At 51.7% G+C, this 20,650-nt stretch carries 20 protein-coding genes; 16 read left to right on the top strand and 4 right to left on the bottom strand.

The window, feature by feature from the left end:
• The first annotated feature begins 10 nt into the window (after window positions 1-10).
• The 11 genes from cbiK (at window position 11) to ldtA (ending at window position 8,954) form a co-directional block, all read left to right on the top strand.
• Window positions 11-805: a sirohydrochlorin cobaltochelatase gene (cbiK, locus tag OGX95_RS01470; protein ID WP_286628063.1), complete on the top strand. Its 795-nt coding sequence runs from the start codon at window positions 11-13 to the stop codon at window positions 803-805.
• On the top strand, window positions 802-1,515 hold the full coding sequence (locus OGX95_RS01465; protein ID WP_286628062.1) for a cobalt-factor II C(20)-methyltransferase: 714 nt from the start codon (window positions 802-804) through the stop codon (window positions 1,513-1,515). Before cbiK ends, OGX95_RS01465 begins: the two co-directional genes overlap by 4 nt.
• Window positions 1,512-2,249: a cobalt ECF transporter S component CbiM gene (cbiM, locus tag OGX95_RS01460; RefSeq protein ID WP_271441833.1), complete on the top strand. Its 738-nt coding sequence runs from the start codon at window positions 1,512-1,514 to the stop codon at window positions 2,247-2,249. Before OGX95_RS01465 ends, cbiM begins: the two co-directional genes overlap by 4 nt.
• Window positions 2,250-2,251: 2 nt before the next feature.
• Window positions 2,252-2,533, top strand: a complete 282-nt coding sequence (locus tag OGX95_RS01455; protein ID WP_137382353.1) for an energy-coupling factor ABC transporter substrate-binding protein — start codon at window positions 2,252-2,254, stop codon at window positions 2,531-2,533.
• The gene (locus OGX95_RS01450) at window positions 2,520-3,197 is read left to right on the top strand and encodes an energy-coupling factor ABC transporter transmembrane protein (protein ID WP_286628677.1); all 678 of its coding nucleotides are present in this window, start codon (window positions 2,520-2,522) and stop codon (window positions 3,195-3,197) included. Before OGX95_RS01455 ends, OGX95_RS01450 begins: the two co-directional genes overlap by 14 nt.
• 8 nt (window positions 3,198-3,205) lie before the next feature.
• Window positions 3,206-4,021 carry an energy-coupling factor ABC transporter ATP-binding protein gene (locus OGX95_RS01445; protein ID WP_005123032.1) on the top strand — a complete coding sequence of 272 codons (816 nt, stop codon included), beginning with the start codon at window positions 3,206-3,208 and terminating at the stop codon, window positions 4,019-4,021.
• A complete protein-coding gene (locus tag OGX95_RS01440) occupies window positions 4,018-5,538 on the top strand; it encodes a cobyric acid synthase (protein WP_286628061.1) in 1,521 nt (506 codons plus the stop codon). The genes OGX95_RS01445 and OGX95_RS01440 overlap by 4 nt, the downstream gene beginning before the upstream one ends.
• Entirely contained in the window at window positions 5,535-6,080 is a 546-nt protein-coding gene (gene cobU, locus OGX95_RS01435; protein WP_286628060.1) for a bifunctional adenosylcobinamide kinase/adenosylcobinamide-phosphate guanylyltransferase, read from the top strand. The genes OGX95_RS01440 and cobU overlap by 4 nt, the downstream gene beginning before the upstream one ends.
• Window positions 6,077-6,820, top strand: coding sequence for an adenosylcobinamide-GDP ribazoletransferase (gene cobS / locus OGX95_RS01430; RefSeq protein WP_286628059.1), 744 nt, complete (start codon window positions 6,077-6,079; stop codon window positions 6,818-6,820). The genes cobU and cobS overlap by 4 nt, the downstream gene beginning before the upstream one ends.
• Window positions 6,821-6,844: 24 nt before the next feature.
• Window positions 6,845-7,909, top strand: coding sequence for a nicotinate-nucleotide--dimethylbenzimidazole phosphoribosyltransferase (cobT, locus tag OGX95_RS01425; RefSeq protein WP_286628058.1), 1,065 nt, complete (start codon window positions 6,845-6,847; stop codon window positions 7,907-7,909).
• Between the two features lie 118 nt (window positions 7,910-8,027).
• Complete coding sequence (ldtA, locus tag OGX95_RS01420) at window positions 8,028-8,954, top strand: L,D-transpeptidase (RefSeq protein WP_286628057.1); 927 nt, start codon at window positions 8,028-8,030, stop codon at window positions 8,952-8,954.
• A gap of 23 nt (window positions 8,955-8,977) precedes the next feature.
• Here the strand turns inward: ldtA and OGX95_RS01415 are convergent, their stop codons facing one another.
• From OGX95_RS01415 to OGX95_RS01400, 4 genes are all read right to left on the bottom strand, one after another.
• On the bottom strand, window positions 8,978-9,667 hold the full coding sequence (locus OGX95_RS01415; RefSeq protein WP_286628056.1) for an ABC transporter ATP-binding protein: 690 nt from the start codon (window positions 9,665-9,667) through the stop codon (window positions 8,978-8,980).
• A 10-nt stretch (window positions 9,668-9,677) separates the two neighbouring features.
• Window positions 9,678-11,366 (bottom strand): ABC transporter permease, encoded by a 1,689-nt coding sequence (locus OGX95_RS01410; protein WP_286628055.1) that lies wholly within the window; start codon window positions 11,364-11,366, stop codon window positions 9,678-9,680.
• Complete coding sequence (locus OGX95_RS01405; protein WP_286628054.1) at window positions 11,350-12,387, bottom strand: extracellular solute-binding protein; 1,038 nt, start codon at window positions 12,385-12,387, stop codon at window positions 11,350-11,352. The genes OGX95_RS01410 and OGX95_RS01405 overlap by 17 nt, the downstream gene beginning before the upstream one ends.
• Window positions 12,388-12,622: 235 nt before the next feature.
• Window positions 12,623-13,495, bottom strand: a complete 873-nt coding sequence (locus OGX95_RS01400) for a LysR family transcriptional regulator (protein ID WP_286628053.1) — start codon at window positions 13,493-13,495, stop codon at window positions 12,623-12,625.
• A 107-nt stretch (window positions 13,496-13,602) separates the two neighbouring features.
• Here OGX95_RS01400 and OGX95_RS01395 point away from each other — a divergent pair, with 107 nt between their 5' ends.
• From OGX95_RS01395 to yiaA, 5 genes are all read left to right on the top strand, one after another.
• Complete coding sequence (locus tag OGX95_RS01395; protein WP_286628052.1) at window positions 13,603-14,790, top strand: MFS transporter; 1,188 nt, start codon at window positions 13,603-13,605, stop codon at window positions 14,788-14,790.
• Window positions 14,791-14,939: 149 nt separating this feature from the next.
• The gene (locus OGX95_RS01390; RefSeq protein WP_286628051.1) at window positions 14,940-15,149 is read left to right on the top strand and encodes a 2-hydroxymuconate tautomerase family protein; all 210 of its coding nucleotides are present in this window, start codon (window positions 14,940-14,942) and stop codon (window positions 15,147-15,149) included.
• Window positions 15,150-15,766: 617 nt separating this feature from the next.
• The gene (locus OGX95_RS01385) at window positions 15,767-18,889 is read left to right on the top strand and encodes an inverse autotransporter beta domain-containing protein (protein WP_286628050.1); all 3,123 of its coding nucleotides are present in this window, start codon (window positions 15,767-15,769) and stop codon (window positions 18,887-18,889) included.
• Between the two features lie 337 nt (window positions 18,890-19,226).
• Entirely contained in the window at window positions 19,227-19,913 is a 687-nt protein-coding gene (locus OGX95_RS01380) for a YidX family protein (RefSeq protein ID WP_286628049.1), read from the top strand.
• Between the two features lie 160 nt (window positions 19,914-20,073).
• Entirely contained in the window at window positions 20,074-20,523 is a 450-nt protein-coding gene (gene yiaA, locus OGX95_RS01375) for an inner membrane protein YiaA (RefSeq protein WP_286628048.1), read from the top strand.
• Window positions 20,524-20,650 lie beyond the last annotated feature (127 nt).

The following is a 20,650-nucleotide window of genomic DNA, read 5'->3' as shown; positions in this document are numbered from 1 at the left end:
GGAGTAAGAGATGAAAAAGGCGCTTCTGGTGGTCAGCTTTGGCACCAGCTATCACGACACCTGCGAGAAGAATATTGTGGCCTGCGAGCGCGATCTTGCGGCCAGTTGCCCCGACCGCGATCTGTTCAGGGCATTTACCTCCGGGATGATCATCCGCAAGCTCAAGCAGCGGGACGGCATTGAGATCGACACGCCGCTGCAGGCGCTGCAAAAGCTGGCGGAGCAGGGGTATCAGGATGTGGCTATTCAGTCGCTGCACATCATTAATGGTGACGAATACGAGAAAATTGTTCGTGAAGTCCAAAGTATGCGCCCGCTGTTTTCACGCCTGACGTTGGGCGTGCCGTTGTTGAGCAGTCACGATGATTACGCACAACTGATGCTGGCGCTGCAACAGCAGATGCCGCAGTTAAGTGAGCGTGAAAAAGTCGTGTTTATGGGGCACGGTGCCAGTCATCACGCCTTTGCTGCTTATGCCTGTCTCGATCACATGATGACAGCGCAGCGCTTCCCGGCTCGCGTAGGTGCAGTAGAAAGCTACCCGGAAGTTGAGGTGCTGATCGAAAGCTTAAGCCAGGAAGGTGTGACGGCGGTTCATCTTATGCCACTAATGCTGGTTGCCGGCGACCACGCTATCAATGATATGGCCTCTGATGAAGAGGATTCGTGGAAAACGTTGTTTAACGCAGCAGGCATTCCGGCTACGCCATGGCTCAGCGGTCTGGGTGAGAATCCGGCGGTTCGTGCCATGTTCGTCGCGCATTTACAGCAAGCGCTGAGCGTAGCGCTGGAGGAAGCAGCATGAGTGGTAAATTGTATGCACTGAGCACCGGGCCCGGTGCGGCCGATCTGGTAACCGTGCGTGCAGCACGTACCCTTGGGGCGCTGGATATTCTCTATGCGCCGGCCGGGCGTAAAGGTGGCGATAGTCTGGCGTTGTCGATCGTGCGTGAATATATCGGTGAGCAAACGGACGTTCGCTGCTGCCATTTCCCGATGAGTGCCGACAGTGCTGAAAAAGAGGCTGTCTGGGATGAGGTCGCCGCTGCGTTGGTACAGGAAGTGAAAGCGGGTAAACAGGTTGGTTTTATTACCCTCGGCGATGCCATGTTATTTAGTACCTGGATCTTTTTACTCCAGCGTATTGGTAATCCAGACTGGTTAGAAATTGTCCCCGGCGTCACCTCGTTTGCCGCAATTGCAGCACGTTCAAAAACGCCGCTTGCCATGGAGCAACAGTCCCTGGCGGTGGTCTCCTGTACCGCGCCGGAAAGTGAAATCCAGCACGCATTAAAACAGCATGACAGCCTGGTGTTGATGAAGGTGTACGGTCGTTTTGCTCGCATTAAAGCGCTGCTGCAACAAGAAGGCTTGCTGGACTGCGCATTGATGATGTCTGAAGCCACGTTGCCAGGTGAACAGTGCTGGCGCCATCTGAATGACGTGAGCGACGATCAACCGCTACCTTATTTCTCAACCATTCTGGTTAATAAACAGTGGGAGTATGCACAATGAAGCTTGAACAACAGCTCAAACAGCTGTCTTTCAGCGGGTTAGCTGCGGCACTATTATTGATGATTGTTCCTGAACAGGCGTTTGCGATGCACATTATGGAAGGCTTTTTGCCGCCGATGTGGGCGCTGGCCTGGTGGCTGCTGTTTCTACCTTGCCTGTGGTACGGGTTAGTGCGTCTGCGCCAAATCGTGCAGGAAGATAACCACCAGAAAGTCCTGCTGGCCCTGTGTGGCGCCTTCATTTTTGTCCTGTCGGCGCTAAAAATTCCTTCCGTTACCGGGAGCTGCTCACATCCTACAGGGGTGGGGCTGGCGGTTATCCTGTTCGGGCCGGGGGTGGTGGCTATTCTTGGGGCAATCGTCTTGCTGTTCCAGGCGCTGTTACTGGCCCACGGCGGTTTGACAACGCTTGGCGCTAACGGCATGTCGATGGCGGTAATCGGCCCAGTCGTTGGGTATATGGTGTGGAAGATGGCTTGTCGCGCGGGGTTCCGTCGTGATGTTTGCGTATTCCTGTGCGCCATGCTGGCGGATCTCGTGACCTATTTCGTCACCTCTGTGCAGTTGGGCGTCGCCTTCCCGGATCCCTCTGCGGGGGCGATGGGATCAATTATCAAGTTCATGGGTATTTTCTGTCTGACGCAGGTTCCAATTGCGATCGCAGAGGGGCTGCTAACCGTGATGATTTATGACCAGTTAACCAAACGCCAGTTGATTACCGCACAAGGACATTAACGATGAAAAAGACGCTGATTTTATTAGGGATGGTCGTTGCGCTGGTGGTCCTGCCGTTTTTCATCAACCACGGCGGAGAATACGGCGGTTCAGACGGTGAAGCGGAAAGCCAGATTCAGGCTATCGCACCACATTATGAGCCGTGGTTCCAGCCATTGTATGAACCTGCAAGCGGCGAAATTGAAAGCCTGCTGTTTACGCTACAGGGTTCGCTGGGAGCTGCCGTGATTTTCTATATCCTGGGTTATACCAAGGGCAGGCAGCGCCGTGATGACCGGGCTTGACAGGCTGAGCTACCAGAGTCGCTGGTTTCATGTCTCACCGCAGCGAAAATTCTTGCTCTGGCTGGTGATGATGATTCTGGCCTTTACTCTGCCCCCGCTGGGGCAGGGTATCGAGATGTTGCTGGTAGCGGCGCTCAGTTGCTGGCTGCTGAGGGTTTCTTTCTGGCGCTGGTGTCGTTGGATGGCGTTACCGTTTGGCTTTCTGCTGGTGGGCGTCGTGACGATTTTGTTTAGCGTCAGCCGCGACCCGCATACCTTACTGGCCAGCGTACCCGTGGGCAGTTTCTGGCTGGGGATCACTTCATCGGGCATTCACACAGCCAATGAAACGTTCTGGCGAAGCCTTGCGGCGCTGGCTGCAACGTTCTGGCTGGTGCTGAATTTACCGTTTCCGCAGTTAATTATTCTGCTCAAACGTGCACATGTTCCACGACTGATGACAGAGCTTATTCTGCTGACCTGGCGATTTATTTTTATTCTGTTAGACGAGGCACTCGCCATTCATCGCGCACAAACGCTGCGTTTTGGTTATCGTAGCTTGCCGTTGGGCTATCGCTCTCTGGCGATGCTGGTGGGATTATTGTTTACCCGCGTGTTGATCCGTTATCAGCAAATGACCACCACACTGGATATCAAACTGTATCAGGGTGATTTTCACCTGTAAGGAAAAGTATGCTTGCCACCTCAGCGCTTTGGTTTCGCTACCAGGATGACCCGATTCTCAAAGGGCTAACGCTGGACTTTTCTCAACATGCTGTCACCGGACTGGTGGGGGCCAATGGCTGCGGGAAGTCCACGCTGTTTATGAACCTGAGCGGTTTACTGCGCCCACAACAGGGGGCGGTGATGTGGCAAGGAAAACCACTGGATTACAGCAAGCGCGGACTGCTGGCGCTACGTCAGCAGGTGGCAACGGTATTTCAGGACCCCGATCAGCAAATCTTTTATACCGACATCGACAGTGACATCGCGTTTAGCCTGCGTAATCTGGGCGTGGACGAAGCTGAAATTGCCCGTCGGGTGGACGATGCCTTGACGTTGGTCGATGCGCAACATTTTCGCCATCAGCCCATTCAGTGTCTCAGCCACGGACAAAAAAAACGCGTGGCGATTGCGGGGGCGCTGGTGCTGCAGGCGCAGTATTTGTTATTGGATGAACCCACCGCCGGTCTCGACCCATCAGGGCGTACGCAGATGATTGAAATTATCAAACGTATTGTGGCGCAAGGAAATCATGTGGTTATTTCCAGCCATGATATTGATCTCATCTATGAAGTCAGCGATGCGGTGTACGTTTTACGTCGCGGAGAAGTGCTGACGCACGGTACGCCGGGTGACGTGTTCGCCCGTACCGATCTTATTGAACAAGCCGGGTTAACTCAGCCATGGCTGGTGAAATTGCACACCGAGCTGGGTTTCCCGCTGTGTAAAACAGAGGCTGAATTTTTTAGCTGTATGCGAAAGAACGCACTGAAGGAGGCGTCATGACGCAGGCAATAATGTTGCAGGGAACGGCATCTGATGTTGGCAAAAGCGTACTCGTCGCCGGGCTGTGTCGTATTTTTTATCAGGATGGATTGCGTACCGCGCCGTTCAAATCGCAGAACATGGCGTTGAACTCGGGCATCACGCCGGAGGGAAAGGAGATGGGGCGCGCGCAAATATTTCAGGCTGAGGCGGCAGGGATAACGCCGGATGTGCGCATGAACCCTGTGCTACTTAAACCGACCAGCGATCGTAAAGCTCAGGTCGTGTTGATGGGCAAAGTGGCAACTGATATGGATGCGGTCAGTTACCACGAGTACAAACCGCGGCTGCGTGAACAGATTATTTCAGTTTATAACAGTTTGGCACAGGAGTTCGATGTTGTCGTGCTGGAAGGGGCGGGAAGCCCGGCAGAAATCAACCTGCGCGATCGCGATATCGTGAATATGGGGATGGCGGAGATGGCGCGCTGCCCGGTCGTCCTGGTGGCGGATATCGATCGCGGTGGGGTGTTTGCCTCCATTTACGGCACACTGGCGCTGTTGCACGACCATGAGCGCGCCAGAGTCAAAGGGGTCATCATCAACAAGTTTCGCGGTGACGTGGCATTGTTGTACTCCGGCATTGAACAAATTGAGGCGCTGACCGGCGTTCCGGTGTTGGGCGTGATGCCATGGCTGGATGTGGACCTCGAAGATGAGGATGGCGTCGCACTGCAAAAAGGGAAGTACGTACGCACGGATAAGCGAGATATTGAGATAGCCGTAGTCCAACTGCCACATATCTCTAACTTTACTGACTTCAACGCGCTTGCTGCTCAACCGGATGTTCGTGTGCGCTATGTGCGCCACCCGGAGGAGCTGGCGGGAGCCGATCTGGTGATTCTGCCGGGCAGTAAAAATACGTTGGGCGATCTGGTCTGGTTACGTGAAAGCGGTATAGCCCACGGCGTGTTGCAATTACACCGTCAGCGTGTACCGGTAATCGGAATTTGCGGTGGCTATCAGATGCTCGGAGACACCATCATTGATGATGTGGAGTCAGGACTCGGCACGCTGCCGGGGCTCGGACTGCTGAATATCGTGACCCATTTTGCCCAGCATAAAACGACGACCCAGGTGGCAGGGGTGATGTCTTCCACACTGCCTGACTGGCTGGCGGGTGTGGCGAAGTTATCCGTACGCGGCTATGAAATTCATATGGGTGAAACGCAATTAACAGATGACTGCCAGCCCGTCATGACGCTGCATAAAAACGGTGGTGTTATGGCTGATGGTGCGGTGAGCTCAGACGGACTGGTATTGGGTACCTATCTGCACGGTCTGTTTGACAGTGATGAATTCACCCGTGCGTTGGTCAACGGCCTGCGTGAACGCAAAGGGCTAACCGCGCTGGATTCCACCTTCCAATACGCGCAATATAAATCGCAGCAGTTTGATCTGCTGGCGGATGCGATGCGGCAACACATCGATATTGAGAAAATTTATACCATCATGCATCAGCACCGGGAGTCCGTATGATGATTCTGGTGACTGGCGGTGCCCGTAGCGGCAAAAGTCGACATGCGGAAGCGTTAATTGCAGATTCCCCGCAGGTGCTGTATATCGCCACATCGCAGATTTTTGATGAGGAGATGGCAGCACGAATTCAGCACCATCGCGATGGGCGTCCCGCGCACTGGCGTACTGCTGAGCGTTGGCAACATCTTGATGAGCTGATCACGGCGGCGAACAATCCGCATGAGGCGATTTTGCTAGAATGCATCACCACGATGGTGACCAATCTGCTGTTTGCTCTGGGTGGCGATAGCAATCCTGACGGCTGGGATTACGCGGCGATGGAGCGCGCCATTGAGGAGGAGATCCGTACGCTGATTGAGGCCTGTCAGCGCTGTCCGGCAACGGTCGTTTTGGTGACAAACGAAGTGGGGATGGGGATCGTTCCGGAGAACCGTCTGGCTCGGCATTTTCGCGATATTGCCGGACGTGTTAACCAACGCCTGGCGGCGGCAGCTGATGAGGTCTGGCTGGTGGTATCAGGAATTGGAGTCAAAATTAAATGAGTAAGTTGTTCTGGGCAATGCTCTCTTTTATCAGTCGTTTGCCCGTTCCAACGCGTTGGTCGCAAGGGCTGGATTTCGAGCATTATTCACGCGGCATCGTTATGTTCCCCCTTATAGGTGTTGTGCTGGGTGGGTTGACGGGACTGGTCTTTATGGTGCTGCAATCCTGGTGTGGTATTCCTCTGGCCGCCCTGTTTGCTGTGCTGGCGCTGGCGCTGCTGACTGGCGGTTTTCACCTTGATGGACTGGCGGATACCTGTGACGGCATTTTTTCTGCACGTCGACGCGAACGGATGCTGGAAATCATGCGCGACAGTCGACTCGGGACCCATGGCGGGCTGGCACTGATCTTTGTGCTACTGGCCAAAGTGCTGGTGGTGAGCGAACTGGCGCTGCGCGGAACTCCGATGCTGGCAGCACTGGCTGCAGCCTGCGTCGCTGGGCGGGGTACCGCTGTTTTGCTGATGTATCGACACCGCTATGCCCGCGAAGAAGGGCTGGGAAATGTCTTTATTGGTAAAGTTACCGGACGACAGACATGTGTCACGTTGGGGCTCACGGCGATCCTTGCGGCCGTCCTGCTTCCTGGCATGCGCGGTGTGGCAGCACTGGTCGTTACGTTGGTGGCGATCTTCATTCTTGGGCAGTTATTAAAACGCACGTTAGGTGGGCAAACCGGCGATACGCTGGGTGCGGCCATTGAACTTGGCGAGTTGGTTTTCCTGCTGGCTCTTCTTTGAGTCAGTCAACATACTGGAACCCTTATGCAGACTTTATCCTCTTTACTTCACGCGATCCCTTCACCCGATAGCGCTGCAATGCTGCGCGCGCAGCAACATATTGATGGCCTGCTTAAGCCGCCGGGAAGTCTTGGGCGACTCGAATCTCTCGCTGTGCAACTGGCCGGTATGCCAGGCCTGAAAGGCGTGCCACATGTTGGGGGAAAAGCGATGCTGGTGATGTGCGCCGACCACGGCGTGTGGGATGAAGGTGTTGCTGTTTCGCCTAAGATCGTTACGGCGATTCAGGCGGACAATATGACGCGCGGAACGACCGGCGTCTGCGTGCTGGCCGCTCAGGCTGGCGCAAAGGTGCATGTGATTGATGTGGGAATTGACGCCGAACCCATTCCTGGCGTAGTGAACATGCGCGTAGCGCGCGGTTGCGGCAATATTGCGCAAGGGCCGGCAATGCGTCGCTCACAGGCCGAAGAGCTACTGCTGGAAGTGATTCGGTATACCCGAGAGCTGGCGAATGATGGTGTAACGTTGTTTGGCGTCGGTGAGCTTGGCATGGCAAACACCACTCCTGCGGCGGCGATTGTCAGTGTGTTAACCGGTAGCGATGCAGAGGATGTGGTGGGTATTGGTGCTAACCTTCCGCTCTCGAGGGTAGGAAATAAGGTCGATGTTGTTCGCCGGGCCATTGCCGTCAACCAGCCGGACAGCCGTGATGGTATTGATGTGCTGGCAAAAGTGGGTGGTTTTGATCTTGTCGGTATGGCGGGGGTGATGTTGGGGGCGGCGTCTTGTGGTCTGCCGGTCATCCTGGATGGTTTTCTGTCTTATTCAGCGGCACTGGCTGCTTGTCAGATAGCGCCGGAGATTAAACCTTATCTGATCCCGTCGCATTTCTCCGCCGAGAAGGGCGCTCGTACTGCACTGGCGCACCTGGAACTGGAGCCGTATCTCAACATGGGAATGCGTTTAGGCGAAGGCAGTGGTGCCGCGCTGGCGATGCCCATTGTTGAAGCAGCCTGCGCGATGTATAGCAATATGGGGCAGTTAGCTGCCAGTAATATTGTATTACCGGATGGCAAAGAAGCGTAGCCGCTCACGACCCCGCTTTATGGCGGGGCTTTTTATGTGCATTCTCGTCGTAACCCCCTAAAACAGATAAAAAAGCTATACTTAACGGATATCTGTTGCGACGAAGGAAAGGAAAAAGATGCGTCGTGTAAAACTGCTGTGTGCTCTTGTTATGCTGCTCGCGAGTCAGGGATCGCAGGCGGTGAGCTACCCCTTGCCTCCTGAGGGCAGCCGCCTGGTCGGAAGCCCTCTGACGATAACGATTCCCGCTGGTAACACGCAGCCCCTGGAGGCTTTTGCCGCACAGTATGGACAGGGATTGAGCAATATGCTCGAAGCCAATCCTGGTGTGGATGTATTTCTGCCGAAGCCGGGCTCCACACTGGTGGTGCCACAACAATTGATATTGCCTGATACCATACGCGAAGGCATCGTTATCAACGTCGCAGAAATGCGGCTGTATTATTACCCTGAGGGTGCTAATACGGTAGAGGTGTTACCTATTGGTATTGGGCAGGCCGGGAGGGAAACTCCGCGCAACTGGGTCACGGCGGTCGAACGTAAACAGGAAGCACCAAGCTGGACGCCCACGGCAAATACCCGACGGGAGTATGCTGCTCGTGGGGAAAGCTTACCGGCATTTGTGCCTGCCGGGCCAGACAATCCGATGGGACTGTACGCGATCTATATCGGCAGGTTGTACGCCATTCATGGTACTAACGCCAACTTCGGTATTGGGTTACGCGTGAGCCAGGGCTGCATCCGTCTGCGTAATGACGACATCAAATACCTGTTTGATACTGTGCCGGTTGGCACGCGTGTTCAGATTATTGACCGACCGGTAAAATTCAGCACCGAGCCAGACGGTAGCCATTGGGTTGAAGTTCATGAACCGCTGTCCCGCAATCGCTCCGAATATGAATCTGACAGAAAGGTTCCGTTGCCCGTCACCCCCGTTTTGCGTACATTTATCAGCGGGAATGACGTGGATGTAAATCGTGGGAATCAGGCACTGGAACGCCGTTCCGGGATGCCGGTAAATATCAGTCTGATGCAGACACATTAGCGATGTCACTACGCGGCTCTTTCTTAGCCCTGGCTATGGTGGGCCGCCTTTTTAACCTGATACTGACCCATTTTCACAAAACCGATATGGTCCGCCATCAACTGAGCTTCGTGCTCGCTGTGGGTAACCAACAGTGCGGTCTGGCCGGCAGCCCGTAAAATATCCCGAACCTCATTACCAAGGCGCTCGCGTGTGCGCTTATCCAGGCTGGAGAAGGGCTCATCCAGCAGTAAAATTTCTGGGTGTGGTGCCAGCGCGCGGGCTAATGCGATGCGCTGCTGCTGCCCGCCAGAAAGCTCATGAGGGTAATGGTTAGCATGACTGTGCAATTCCACCATTTTCAACAGCTCCGTCACTCTGGCCTGCTGTGCTTCACGTGGCATACGCCGTAAACCGAAGGCAACGTTTTGCTGTGCTGTCAGATGGGGAAATAAGGCGTATTCCTGAAAGACCATGCCGACATGACGTTTTTCCGGCGGCAAATGAACGCCGGGGCCAGCGATACGCCGCTCTGAGACATAGATCTCTCCACACTGCAGTCGTTCAAAACCGGCAACTGCACGCAATACCGTTGTTTTCCCACAGCCTGAAGCGCCAAGCAGGCAGGCAATCTCCCCTTTGCGTACCGACATTGAGAATCCGGTCAGAACCGGTTGCTGGCTGTTGCCGTAGGCAACGTGCACGTCCTGGAGTCGTAATGCGATTTCTGACATTGTTGCTCTCTTAACCACGGCGAGTCATCTGGTGACGCACCAACAATATAACGGGCAGTGTACCTGCTAAAACAATCAGGAGCGCGGCGATTGCGCCTTCTTCATAGGTTCCACGGGCGGCTTCTGCATACAGCAGGGTGGCCAGCGTTTCGAAATTTACCGGGCGCAACAGCAGCGTTGTTGGCAGTTCTTTCATCGCATCGGCAAAAACCAGCAATGCGCTGCTCACTAATGCCGGACGCAGTAACGGAAAATGAACGCGGGCAAATGTTCCGGCACCGTTTTCGCCGAGCAGGCGTGACGCCTGTTCGAGTGACGGCGGGATGCGGCCCAGACCGGAGTCCAGCGCGCCGATGGCAATTGCCTGGAAGCGCATCGCGCAGCAAATGACCAACAAAATACCGGCAGACATCAGCGGTAACCCGCGAATATCCAGTAAGTCGGCCAGCCAACGATCGACAGCCATAGCTGGAGGCAAAAAACCAATCGCCAGAATCGTTCCGGGAACGGCATAGCCGAGGGAGGCCAGACGCATCACGCCACGACGAAAGCCTGGCATCGCGTTGTCTGCAGCGCTATGGCGTGCGCTCCAGGCCACCAGCAAGCTGACGCAAATCACCACCAGCGTGGTGCCCGCTGCCAGCAAGAGCGTATTTTGTAATGCTGAAAGCAACGAGGCGGACAGTGGGCTCGTGTCCCCTAAGCGTTTGGCACTTTCCCACATCAAAAAGAGAACCGGGGCCACAAAGCCCAATATAACGGGTAGCGAAATGACTGCGCCGAGTAGCCAGCCACGCCAGCCGTGCACACGAGTGGGTTGGATTTCCCGCAGGCTGCGACTGCTGAATCCTTGCCTTCTGCGCCCGTAAAATTCCAGCGTCAGAATGAAGAAGATAAACATCAGCATCATGCAGGCGATTTGTGCGGCGGCGGATAAATCAGAACGAGAGATCCATGTGGTGTAGACGGTAACGGTTAACGTTTGTACGCCGAGGAACTCCGATGCACCAATATCGTTAAGCGTTTCCAGAAGTGCCAGGCTGATGCCGACAGCCAGTGCCGGGCGCGCCATCGGCAGGGCGACACGGAAGAACGTCCCGGCAGCACTGCATCCCAGTGTACGGGCAGCCTCCAGTAAATGGGCCGGTTGACTGATAAAGGTAGCACGGGTCGTCAGATAGACGTAAGGATAGAGCACTAAACCGAGCAAAATAATCGCGCCGGAAAGCGAACGCAAATCCGGTAGCCGGAATTGTCGTGGACTGTCAAAGCCCAGCAGGAAGCGGATAAAGGTTTGCAGAGGGCCGATCGGATGCAGCAGATCGAGCCAGGCAAAGGCGACGATGTAGGTTGGCATCGCCAGCGGCAGCAGCAACGCCCAACTGAGGATCTTACGTCCAGGAAAGTCCCATGCTGTGACGGCCCAGGCGCTGCCTACGCCAATCACGCCCACCAACACGGCAACACCGGCTAACAGCAGCACGGTATTTTTTAATGCTGCAGGTAGCACAAACGTAATGAGATTGTCCCAGTGCGATAAATCCGACTGGGTAGCTTGCCAGATAAGTGCAATGATGGGAGTCAGGACGCCAAGCGCAATGCAAAGTGCCCCAAGGTGCAACGGCGTTAATAATGACTGCGGCCCGGAAACCAGGCCGCGTAACGTCGGAAACTGCAGAAGTTTATTGATCGAATCCAACTTTATCTACCAGCAGACTTGCTTGTTTACGGTATTTCACGATTTCGGTTAACGGAATTTTATCGACGTCGATCTCACCAATTGTGGCGTTGATCACTGGGTCGAGAGTGACACCTTTCAATACCGGGTATTCGAAGTTCGCTTTCGCGTACTGCTGCTGGGCAGGTGCGGAAACCAAATATTCCATCAGCTTAACGGCATCAGCTTTATTGGGGGCATAGCGTGCTACTGCAGCGCCGCTGATATTGACGTGCGTGCCGCCATTTTCAAAGGTTGGCTTGACGACTTTAATTGCATCGCCCCATTGGCGTGCATCGCTGCCTTCTTTGGCGTTTTTCATATGGCCGACGTAATAGGAGTTCGCCAGGCCAATATCGCAAATACCCCCGAGGATATCGCGGGCAACGTCACGGTCGCCGCCAGTCGCTTTACGTGCCAGATTCGCTTTCACGCCACGCAGCCATTCTTCCGTTTTTGCTTCGCCGTGATGCGCGATCATGGCAGCAATCAATGCCGTGTTATACGGGTGTTGTCCGGCACGGATGCAGACTTTACCTTTGTACTCAGGGTTGGCGAGTTGCTCGTAATGCCAGTTATCGATTGGCATTGACTTCTCGGCGTACAACACACGCGCACGCATTGACAGCGCAAACCACTGGTTATCTGCACCGCGGAGATTGGCCGGAATAGCCGCTTTCAGTGCTTCTGACTCTACGGGTTGTGTCACACCCGCTTCGACTAAGTCGATAAGGTTCCCGGCGTCAACGGTCATCAGCAGGTCGGCAGGGGAGTTTTTACCTTCCGCTTTAACACGCTCAAGCATGCCGTCCTTGATATAGACCGTGCTGACTTTTATACCGCTGGCTTTAGTCCAGCTATCAAGCAGGGGCTGAATCAGACCCGGCTCACGAGTGGTATACAGCGTTAACGTATCCTGGGCGAAAGCCGGCAGGCTGACAGAGAGGACCAGAGCAGAAGCAAGTGTGATACGGCGCAGTCCAGTGCGAGGCAGAGCATTCATCGTTTATATCCCAGCGTAATTGGAACGTACAGTGACCCGAGCAGGGGCTCATTTTTTGCCTGCGTACAATAAATGATAATCACTAGCAATTACAATCATTGCAAAGTGTAAACAATTTGCATTTACATAACTTTAATCAACGGTGTGACGTTGCCTGTCCCTGTTATGGATAAAATATTTAGCGTCCATGAATACGCTGGGTTGCCGTCTGCCTGGCGTTACCAGGCGCAATCGCTTAAGCCCGTGTAATAAACGAGACAAAGCGATTAAGTACCCGGCTGACTTCGCGGCTTTTTAGCCATATCATCATGGTGTTCACTTTACCTATCTGTGGCGTAATCGTATGACTTCGGATAGGGAAGTTATTTTCATACTGTCTGACAACACTCTCCGGCAACAGCGCAATCCCCATTCCGGCACTCACGCAACCAAGGATCGCCTGAAAAGAGCCAAATTCCAGAGGATCGGCGTAATCGACCCCCTGTAGGCGCAGCCATTCCCCCAGGCGGGAGCGATAGTTGCACCCTTTAACAAAGACCAGCGGCCTTGTCACCCGTAGGTCCGCGCCTGTAATGACATTCTGGTGCTCTGCCGCTGTTACCAGTACCAGTGTTTCCTGACATAACACGTGTGATTGCAGGGGGGAATTTTCCATATGCAGTCCCTGATGATCGGCAACGAATGCGATTTCCAGTTCATTGTTCAGAATGTGTTGCACCAGCGCCTCAGTAGGAGAGGTTTTCAGGTTTAACTCAATAGAAGGCATTTCGCGGTGGAAATTCGCCAGTATCGAAGGGAGACGTACCGCTGCGGTCGTTTCCATTGCACCAATACGCAATGGCCCCGCCACTTTTGTTCCCAGCATGGACAATTCCGCTTCCTCTAACAACGCCAGAATTTTTTTGGCGTAGCGCAGTAGCAGCTCGCCCTCAGGAGTAATGTAGAGTCGATTTTTCTCGCGCACAAACAGAGAGACATCAAGGCTGGCTTCCAGCTGTTTAAGGCGGGTTGTGACATTCGAAGAAACGCAATGCAGACTGCGTGCAGCAGCGGATATGGAGCCCGTTTCCGCAACCGTTTTAAACAAGTTCAGAGAGGTACTGTTCATAGAAGCATCACTCAAAGTGAATGTTTTCGTTATTTTTATTAACTTTTTATCATCATTTCCTTGTGTAAGATAACAATCAAACTTAATTCGTCTTTTGAGGCCAAAATATGGATCTCGATCACAGTGCTGCTGGCCTCCGTCAGTTGAGTACGGCTGTATTTGGTATGATCGTCTTGACCTTAGGAATGGGCATTGGGCGCTTTTTATACACACCTATGCTCCCGGTTATGCTTCATGAAGGACTGTTTACCTTTTCACAATTATCTCTAATTGCCAGCGCCAACTATGCTGGTTATCTTGTCGGCAGCCTCCTTTTTTCTTTTGGTATTTTTAGCGCTGTCAATAAGTTAAGAGTGTTGTTACTGGTCTCAGCACTACTTACCGTCATGCTGATTTTTTTGATGGCAAAAGTGACCCAGCCAGAAATTATTTTGTTAATCAGGTTTCTCGCGGGTGTGGCAAGCGCGGGAATGATGATATTTGGTTCAATGCTGGTCCTTCAGCATACCCATCATCCTTTTGTTATCGCCTCTTTGTTTTCGGGCGTAGGAGTGGGCATTTTTATCGGCAATGAATATGTCATTGCCGGCGTATTCTACGCTTTAAATTCACATGTGTTGTGGATTGGTGCAGCCATAATTTCAGCGATACTTTTCGTCATACTGACGATGCTATTGCCGAAAGATAATCATATGATCTCCCCAGTAAAAGCTGCCGTAGGCGTGGAGTCGGATATCCAGTGGTGGAATTTAGCCTTACTGTATGGACTGGCGGGGTTCGGCTATATCATTGTCGCCACGTATTTGCCGTTAATGGCCCGGGGGGGTGGCAACACTTTTTTAGCCGACCATATCTGGTCTATTGTCGGTCTTGCCATTATTCCCGGCTGCTATGGTTGGCTATGGGCCGCCCGCAAATGGAATATATTATTCTGCCTGAGCGCTAACTTAATTGTGCAAGCGAGTTGCGTAGTCATGGCCATATTTATTAACTCGCCACTGCTATTAACCATTAGCTGCATTGGATTTGGTGGCACATTTATGGGTACAAGCTCGTTAGTCATGCCGCTGGCTAGAAAAATAAGCGCGCCCAAAAAGATTAATCTCCTCGGTCTCGTTACGCTGACCTATGGGATAGGGCAAATCCTCGGCCCATTAGTTGTCAGTGTCTTTCAGAGTAATAAAAATGGAATGACCTATTCCATATTGTTGGGCGCAGTCTCGTTATTTATCGCAGCAGCGATTAGTTATTTACAATACAACAAAGCTAAATATTCTGGTTGTTCTTGGAAATAATGACAATCGTTATATTTCAGCTAGTTTTCTTAATAGTCCCTCCGGCAGAACTCGTTTTCAAAAACATTATGACTTTGTTCTGCTGTTTAATGTGCGTGCTGTTCTGTCTGTGCGCATTTCCCATAATTATCTGATTTGCAGGAGTTTTTATGCCCTACGTAAATATTAAGATCACCAAAGAAGGTGCTACCGATAAACAAAAGAAACAGCTGATGGAAGGTGTTACTCAGCTACTGGTGGATGTGCTTAACAAAAATCCCAAGACAACGATTGTGGTTATTGACGAAGTCGAAACCGATAACTGGGGGATTGGTGGCGTACCGGTGACCGAATTGCGTAAAAAAGCCAGTAAAGAGTGAATCTGATGGCGGGGAGCGTGGGTTCCTCGCCCGATATCAGTTTGTGATTGAACAATCGGCCTGGAGAGGGCGTCGATGAGAGTATTGGCAGGTATTATCCTCTGTTTCTTGTCGGGCAAGGGGTCACTTTCTGTCATGTTCCACTGAGTATGATGTTTGGTGCCCTCTTTACCGTAATTATACTTTAGCGGGTTGGGCGCTCTGTAGTTATTATTCGGAATCACCTTAATTTCATCATACAAATTGTATGTTAACATTCCCTTAAAAATTATATGGACTTATCCTGCAGCCATAACTTGGTTAAGTAATGGTTAAATTTATTTCCAGTATGTTTCATGCTATTGCATGTGCCTTATTTTATATGGTGCAGCTAGCGGAAATAGCTCTCAGTCTCATGGGATATTAGTGAATGCGTCCCTTTACAGGGAGCACCGATGATATCAAAACAATAGTTAAAAACAGCACTATAACTTCCCTGGACGATGGAGCTTATCTTGTTGGTGGTTATACCCAATTTGATAGCTCTAAATTTTTATTATGACGTTGTATCAGGTGCTAATTAACGTCAACTTTTTACATCAACCCCATCAATTCAGTGTGAGTCAATCAATGTGAACATGTCAAAAACAATTGTGACACCAGGGATTCGTCGCCAGATCTGGTTCAACATCACCATGCAGGCAGCCTTTCCCCTGGCGGTGGCTTTCGCCCCGGTGATGGCCGGAGCCGGCGAACAGCATTTCCTGCAGCAGCCGGCGCCGTTGTCTGCGCAGCGCAAGCAAGTCTACACACTGGGCGCCGGTGAGAGCGTTGCCTCTGTCGCGAAAAAATATAACCTGACCGTTGCGCAACTGCGTAATTTCAACCAGTTCCGCACATTCTCACATGGTTTTGACCACCTGCAGCAGGGCGATGAGCTTGACGTCCCGGCGATACCTCTGCCGGAAGTGCGCTGGGAGAATGACGCTTCCGATACTGATGCGGCAGAACATAATAATGATGAACAGATGCAGAAAGTTGCCGGGTATGCTTCGCAGGCAGGGAACTTTTTGAGCTCCGGTGCAAGTGGGGATGCCGCTGCGTCCATGGCCCGCGGTATGGCTACGGGAGAGGCGGGAGGGGCTCTTCAGCAATGGCTGAGCCGTTTTGGTACCGCCCGCGTCCAGTTGGATGCGGATAAACACTTCTCTCTTAAGAACTCTCAGTTTGATCTGCTTCTTCCTTTGTATGAACAGCAGGATCGCATTGTCTTCACTCAGGGCAGCCTGCACCGGACTGACAGCAGAACTCAGGCCAATCTCGGGGCTGGCATCCGCCACTTTTACGATTCCTGGATGTTCGGTGCCAATAGCTTTGTTGACTACGATCTGTCACGGGACCATGCGCGGGCCGGGGCTGGTCTGGAGTACTGGCGTGACTTCCTCAAGCTGGGATTTAATGGCTATACACACCTGACGGGCTGGAAGGATTCTCCGGACCTGGATAATTATCAGGAACGCCCGGCTAACGGCTGGGACATACGTGCTCAGGCCTGGTTGCCTTCACTGCCTCAGTTAGGCGGTAAACTGACGTACGAGCAGTACTATGGAAATGAAGTGGCTCTCTTCGGGGTGGACAACCGCCAGAAGAACCCTCATGCCATCACTGCCGGGGTTAACTATACCCCGGTACCACTGATTACCCTGGGGGCGGAACAGCGTCAGGGAGAGTCAGGAAAAAATGACACGCGGCTTACACTGGATATGAACTACCAGCTTGGCGTGCCATGGCGCAGTCAGTTGAACCCGGACGCGGTGGCGGCGATGCGCAGTCTCATCGGCAGCCGATATGACCTGGTTGAACGCAATAATAATATTGTACTGGAATATCGTAAGAAAGAGGTACTCCGGCTGCATACGGCAGACTTGATTACGGGTAAAGCGGGCGAGCAGAAGTCACTTCAAGTGTCGGTAACCAGTACATATGGATTGTCCCGTATTGACTGGGATGCTCCGGCCCTCAACGCAGCCGGCGGAAAAATAGTACAGAACGGAAGCGATTATGTGGTGGTGCTGCCGCCGTACCTGTCGGCTGCTCAGGCAGTGAACACCTATACCGTTAGTGGTATAGCGGTAGACACAAAGGGCAACCGTTCTGACCGGAGCGATACCCAGGTGACGGTGCAGGCGTCAGAAGTGAACAAACAGACCTCCACCTTCACGCCGGTAAGCAGTGTGCTGCCGGCGGACGGAAAGAGCACACAGATACTGACCCTGACGCTCCTGGATGCGAATAATCAGGCGGTGGATATTGATGTGAAGGACATCAGCCTGAAAAACAGCGCCCTCAAAAGCGCCACTGTATCGGCACTGACCCGAAATTCCGCGGGGGTCTATATTGTCACCGTGACGGCGGGCACGGATGTTGAGAATGTAACCCTTACGCCGACAGTTAGTGGCACCACACTCACTTCAGCGGGGGTGACTATCAACAGTGACGCACCGGTACAGGAACAGTCTGCCATCAGCACCGACAAAACCAGTTACGCGTCAGGCACGGATATGAAAGTGACGGTCACGCTGAAGGATGCGGCTGGTGATGCAGTAACCGGAGCCACTGCGTTACTGACGGCGGACACAGTGAAAGTAGCCAACGCCACTCTCAAAGCGGACAGTACCTGGAAGGATAATAGTGACGGTACTTACAGTGCGACCTATACCGCTGGTATAGCTGGTGACAATCTGAAGGCAACAGTGAAACTTGCTGACTGGACTGGCAGTGCTGAGTCGGAAGCTTACGCCATTACTGCGGGTACACCAGTACAGTCACAATCAGCCATCAGCACCGATAAAACCAGCTATGCGTCCGGCACGGATATGACGGTGACGGTCACGCTGAAAGATGCGGCCGGTAGTACAGTAACCGGAGCCACAGCGTTACTGACGGCGGACACGGTGAAAGTAACCAACGCTTCTCTCAGGGCTGGCAGTACCTGGAAGGATAATAACGACGGTACTTACAGTGCGACCTACACCGCCGGTATGGCCGGTGACAATCTGAAGGCAACAGTGAAACTTGCTGGCTGGAGTAATGCAGATGAATCACAGGTCTATGCAATCTATCAGCAGATAGAAGCCCCTGGTACCATTGAAACCCAAATAAATCCTTATTCATACAGCGTAAATAAAGTAGAGGGGGACTTCCCGACAGTCGGTTTTATGGGGGCGACCTTTACTATTAAGCCCAAAAACAATGCCAATGCCTCGGACTATGTCTGGAGCACGGATACTTCTTGGGTCGCTGTTACAGATGGTGTGGTAGAACTTCACAATCTTAGTGCTCAAAGTAAAGGAGACAAAGTGACCATTACGGGTAAGCCCAAGACGAATATAGGTAATATTATTGAGTATTCGTTTACCCTCAAAAGCTGGTTTATTTTTAATCACAACCAGCTGCGTTGGGCAGATGCAAGCGCAGCCTGCAACAGCGAATCTGGGAACTATAACCTGTCTACGGTGCAGCAGTTAAATGGTAGCGCATCACAAGGCTCCGGCACCCGCGGAACCTTAGGTGGATTGTGGAGCGAATGGGGGAATCCTGGTAAATACAATTCAGTAAACAATAATATCGCAGATTCCTGGTCTTCAGACCAGGCAGGCAGCGGCAGCCACTATGGTGTTTATATGTTGGATGGTAAAATTGGACCCGCTAATGATGACGTCCTCTATAAAGGCGCTTCCGTATGTCATACAGCACTTTAATTCCTGATATTTTGACGATTGACGTTCAGGCGTAAATCGCTATTTCAAAAAGGTGGCCATCAATTTGGCCACTAAATTTATTCAGATGGGTAAGCGTGCTGTGAACCGATCTTCTAATAGTCTTTTGGAACGTTAGTATCGGTTACCTCTGCAGCTATTTTGCTGTTGAGGAAAGAAATCGATGCAGCAACGAAAACGCTAAACACTGCGTATTTACCTGGCTAAACAGTCAATAGCAGAAGGGGAGTTAAGCCCCAATATAATGAAATTAAGCCCGGATTAGGGGGCGTCAATCGATAGTTCCGAGCTGTTAATGTTGTTTATAAAAGGAATGATTTTGAATAATTTTGCAAGGAAAATGGTTAATGGTCTTTCATTAGTACTGACTGTGCTGGCTTTATCGGGTTGTGCAACAAAACAACTGAAAAATGACATAAAAGAACATGAAAATGGCCGGGCGTTATATAACAATGATGTGATCACTGCAGCAACCATCACTGAATCAGGAAAGGAAAATTATAGCTGGGTATTTATTGGAATTAATTTTGACTATGCCCTTACTTCCGGAGCGGGTGATTTTTTGCGTGCGCTGGTGACCGGCAAAATTGATAAGGCTCGCATCAGAGTATCTGAAGAAGCTGCATTTACGTTGAACAAAGAAAAAAATCAGTTCAGCGGGGAGATTACCTTGAAATATAGTTATCGCGATCTAGCTGAGAAGGCTCTAATCTTAAGTACTCTCAAATTATCAGAGTGGTATTGCACTGGTAATCATAAAGGTGCTGGTGAGTGTGAAATCAGGCTCTCCGGGCTGGCGGGAACGATACATCAAAAGACTCACGTCCCTGCTGACGTTTTTCGATTTAACCATCCGATTAAGGTAAATTTCTATACCAATAATACTCTATCAGCAAAACGCCTTCTCTATCCGGTCGCTGTGGCAACTGATGTCGTGCTTTCTCCTCTGTATCTCCTCGGCGGTGTTGCTGTATTAACGGTCTATGGCGTCATTTTACTGCACTGATGGCCAGGCAATAGCCTGAATAGTCGACTGACAAGGAGGCGACACCTTCCAGAGGGACTGCTGGTTTAATTTACCAGACGTCCACGTTGAAACGAATAAACTAATGCACGATTTAATCATGGGGTTCACCCAATCTAAAAAATAAGGACGGAAATTGTTTATGAAATCTAACGTAAAAACATCTTCGCCAGCATTTAATATCATGTCCTGGATGGCACTGGTCGGCGGTATTCTGGTGTATCTGATCGGGCTGTGGCGTTCAGATATGATGCTGAATGAAAAGGGCTATTATTTTGCGGTCATGCTGTTGGGTGTATTCTCTTCCATTTCGTTACAGAAAACCGTGCGGGATCGTATAGAAGGGATCCTGACGAGCCAGATTTATTATGTTTCCTGCGTGGCTTCCTTTGCTATCTCCATTATTTTGTTGGCAATAGGTCTATGGAATGCGGATTTATTACCCAGTGAAAAAGGATTTTATGCGATCGCTTATTTTCTGTGCCTGTTTGGCGCAATCGCCGTACAGAAAAACGTTCGTGATAATCAATGTGAGTCAGATGGCATTTCTTACAGCGTCGTGAGTACAAAAGACACTATCGAGGAAGATTAATGAGAATGCGTGCAGGTATAACTGCACGCCATTAAACTGATGGTGATGTCATCTGACGTCATTGCTACCATCGTTAAAACGTGCAGAAATGAAATTTCGCTACATCTTATCAATGGCAATAAATATT

The organism is Citrobacter sp. Cu233, from assembly GCF_030332225.1.
Classification (GTDB): Bacteria; Pseudomonadota; Gammaproteobacteria; order Enterobacterales; family Enterobacteriaceae; genus Citrobacter.
This window is presented reverse-complemented; position numbering and strand designations above follow the sequence as displayed.

Bases quoted from the DNA above. Each gene is read 5' to 3' on its own strand.
- ldtA (WP_286628057.1), top strand. From the start codon at position 8,028: ATGCGTCGTGTAAAACTGCTGTGTGCTCTTGTTATGCTGCTCGCGAGT.
- OGX95_RS01455 (WP_137382353.1), top strand. From the start codon at position 2,252: ATGAAAAAGACGCTGATTTTATTAGGGATGGTCGTTGCGCTGGTGGTC.
- cbiK (WP_286628063.1), top strand. From the start codon at position 11: ATGAAAAAGGCGCTTCTGGTGGTCAGCTTTGGCACCAGCTATCACGAC.
- OGX95_RS01385 (WP_286628050.1), top strand. From the start codon at position 15,767: ATGTCAAAAACAATTGTGACACCAGGGATTCGTCGCCAGATCTGGTTC.
- cobS (WP_286628059.1), top strand. From the start codon at position 6,077: ATGAGTAAGTTGTTCTGGGCAATGCTCTCTTTTATCAGTCGTTTGCCC.
- OGX95_RS01445 (WP_005123032.1), top strand. From the start codon at position 3,206: ATGCTTGCCACCTCAGCGCTTTGGTTTCGCTACCAGGATGACCCGATT.
- yiaA (WP_286628048.1), top strand. From the start codon at position 20,074: ATGAAATCTAACGTAAAAACATCTTCGCCAGCATTTAATATCATGTCC.
- OGX95_RS01395 (WP_286628052.1), top strand. From the start codon at position 13,603: ATGGATCTCGATCACAGTGCTGCTGGCCTCCGTCAGTTGAGTACGGCT.
- OGX95_RS01415 (WP_286628056.1), bottom strand. From the start codon at position 9,667: ATGTCAGAAATCGCATTACGACTCCAGGACGTGCACGTTGCCTACGGC.
- OGX95_RS01405 (WP_286628054.1), bottom strand. From the start codon at position 12,387: ATGAATGCTCTGCCTCGCACTGGACTGCGCCGTATCACACTTGCTTCT.
- OGX95_RS01400 (WP_286628053.1), bottom strand. From the start codon at position 13,495: ATGAACAGTACCTCTCTGAACTTGTTTAAAACGGTTGCGGAAACGGGC.
- OGX95_RS01390 (WP_286628051.1), top strand. From the start codon at position 14,940: ATGCCCTACGTAAATATTAAGATCACCAAAGAAGGTGCTACCGATAAA.
- OGX95_RS01440 (WP_286628061.1), top strand. From the start codon at position 4,018: ATGACGCAGGCAATAATGTTGCAGGGAACGGCATCTGATGTTGGCAAA.
- OGX95_RS01450 (WP_286628677.1), top strand. From the start codon at position 2,520: ATGACCGGGCTTGACAGGCTGAGCTACCAGAGTCGCTGGTTTCATGTC.
- OGX95_RS01465 (WP_286628062.1), top strand. From the start codon at position 802: ATGAGTGGTAAATTGTATGCACTGAGCACCGGGCCCGGTGCGGCCGAT.
- cbiM (WP_271441833.1), top strand. From the start codon at position 1,512: ATGAAGCTTGAACAACAGCTCAAACAGCTGTCTTTCAGCGGGTTAGCT.
- cobT (WP_286628058.1), top strand. From the start codon at position 6,845: ATGCAGACTTTATCCTCTTTACTTCACGCGATCCCTTCACCCGATAGC.
- cobU (WP_286628060.1), top strand. From the start codon at position 5,535: ATGATGATTCTGGTGACTGGCGGTGCCCGTAGCGGCAAAAGTCGACAT.